The sequence below is a fragment of the Micromonospora sp. RP3T genome (assembly GCF_003027925.1).
Classification (GTDB): Bacteria; Actinomycetota; Actinomycetes; order Mycobacteriales; family Micromonosporaceae; genus Micromonospora.
In genome coordinates this window covers 1-2,170 of sequence record NZ_PYPS01000082.1, presented here as the reverse complement: position 1 = coordinate 2,170, position 2,170 = coordinate 1, and the positions used below count along the sequence as shown (strand labels likewise).

Genomic DNA, 2,170 nt, shown 5'->3' with positions numbered 1-2,170 from the left:
CGCGTGGCCCCTGTGTCGGCTCCGCCTGAAAACTGACCACGTGGTTCCGGCTGAAACGGGACCACCTCCTGAAGCATCGGGAGGTGCTGAGCGTGGAGGACTGGGCGGAGATCCGGCGGCTGCGGCGGTCGGAGGGTATGGCGATCCAGGCCATCGCACGGCGGTTGAGGATGTCTCGCAACACCGTGAAGAAGGCCTTGGCTAGTGATGAGCCGCCGCGGTATCGGCGGGCGGCGAAGGGCTCGATCGTGGATGCGGTCGAGCCGCAGATTCGGGCGTTTTTGGCGGAGTTTCCGGACATGCCCTCGACGGTGATCATGGAGCGGGTCGGGTGGACCCGTGGCAAGACGGTGTTCTGTGATCGGGTGCAGCAGCTGCGGCCGTTGTTCCGACGCCCTGACCCGGCCCAGCGGACGGAGTATCTGCCGGGAGAGCTGGCGCAGTGTGATCTGTGGTTCCCGCCGGCGGACGTGTCGCTGGACTTCGGGCAGGTCGGCCGACCACCGGTGCTGGTGATGGTCTCCGGGTATTCGCGGTGGTTGTCAGCGGTGATGATCCCGTCGCGGCAGTCGCCGGACCTACTGGGCGGGCACTGGACGCTGATCTCGGGGTGGGGCCGGACGCCGAAGGCCCTGGTCTGGGACAACGAGTCCGCGGTCGGGCAGTGGCGGGCCGGCAGGCCGCAGCTGACCGAGGCGATGAACGCCTTCCGCGGCACCCTCGGCATCAAGGTGATCCAGTGCCGGCCGGCGGATCCGGAGGCTAAGGGCCTGGTCGAGCGGGCCAACGGCTATCTGGAGACGTCGTTTCTGCCCGGGCGCCGGTTCGCCTCACCGCAGGACTTCAACGCCCAACTCGGCGAGTGGTTGGTGCGGGCGAACAACCGCCGGCACCGCATGTTGGGCTGCCGGCCAGTGGACCGGTGGGACGCTGACCGGGCCGCGATGCTGTCCCTGCCGCCGGTCGCGCCGCTGGTGGGCTGGCGGCAGAGCACCCGGCTGCCTCGGGATCACTACGTGCGCTTGGACAGCAACGACTACTCGGTGCACCCGACGGCGGTGGGCCGACGGGTCGACGTTGTCGCCGACGCCGACCGGGTGCAGGTGTTCTGCGAGGACCGCCTCGTCGCCCGGCATGACCGGTGCTGGGCCAAGCATCAGAGCATCACCGATCCCGCTCACCGCCAGGCCGCCGCCGATCTGCGAACAGCAGCCCGGCAGGCGCCAGCGACGGCAGTCTCGACCGAGGTGGAACACCGCCGGCTGGCCGACTACGACCGCATGTTCGGCCTGGACGTTGAGGTGGCTGCGTGATGGCCACCAAGACCAACCGCAACGTCTCCTCCGAGATCGCGTTCCTCACCCGCGCACTCAAGGCGCCGTCCCTCGCTGCCTCCGTCGAGCGTCTGGCGGAGCGGGCCCGGACGGAATCGTGGACGCATGAGGAGTTCCTCGCCGCCTGCCTGCAACGCGAGGTCGCCGCCCGGGAAGCCCACGGCGGTGAGGGACGCATCCGGGCCGCCCGCTTCCCGGCCCGCAAGAGCCTGGAGGAGTTCGACTTCGAGCACCAACGGTCGCTGAAGCGAGAGACCATCGCCCACCTGGGCACCCTCGACTTCGTGGCGTCGAAGGAGAACGTCGTGTTCCTGGGCCCGCCCGGCACCGGCAAGACTCACCTGTCCATCGGCCTCGGGATCCGGGCCTGCCAAGCCGGACACCGGGTCGCGTTCGCCACCGCCGCCCAATGGGTGTCTCGTCTCGCTGATGCCCACCACGCCGGCCGCCTGCAAGACGAGCTGGTCAAACTCGGCCGGATCCCGCTGCTGATCGTCGACGAGGTCGGCTACATCCCCTTCGAAGCCGAAGCCGCGAACCTGTTCTTCCAGCTCGTGTCCAACCGCTACGAACGAGCCTCGCTGATCGTGACCAGCAACAAGCCCTTCGGCCGGTGGGGCGAAGTGTTCGGAGACGACGTCGTCGCAGCAGCCATGATCGACCGCCTCGTCCACCACGCCGAAGTCATCTCGATGAAGGGCGACAGCTACCGACTCAAAGACCGCGACCTCGGCCGCGTCCCCGCGGCCACCAAGACCAACGACTAAAGATCAACCAAACCGAGGTGGTCCAGTTTCAGCCGGACCACGGTGGTCCCGTTTGAGGCGGCGTTGACA

2 protein-coding genes are annotated in these 2,170 nt (G+C 68.3%); both read left to right on the top strand.

Annotation, left to right across the window (positions count from 1 at the left end):
* Positions 1-83 precede the first annotated feature (83 nt).
* Positions 84-1,313: an IS21 family transposase gene (istA, locus tag C8054_RS31495; RefSeq protein WP_107162782.1), complete on the top strand. Its 1,230-nt coding sequence runs from the start codon at positions 84-86 to the stop codon at positions 1,311-1,313.
* Positions 1,313-2,101, top strand: coding sequence for an IS21-like element helper ATPase IstB (gene istB / locus C8054_RS31490; protein ID WP_073831982.1), 789 nt, complete (start codon positions 1,313-1,315; stop codon positions 2,099-2,101). Before istA ends, istB begins: the two co-directional genes overlap by 1 nt.
* The last annotated feature ends 69 nt before the right edge of the window (positions 2,102-2,170 follow it).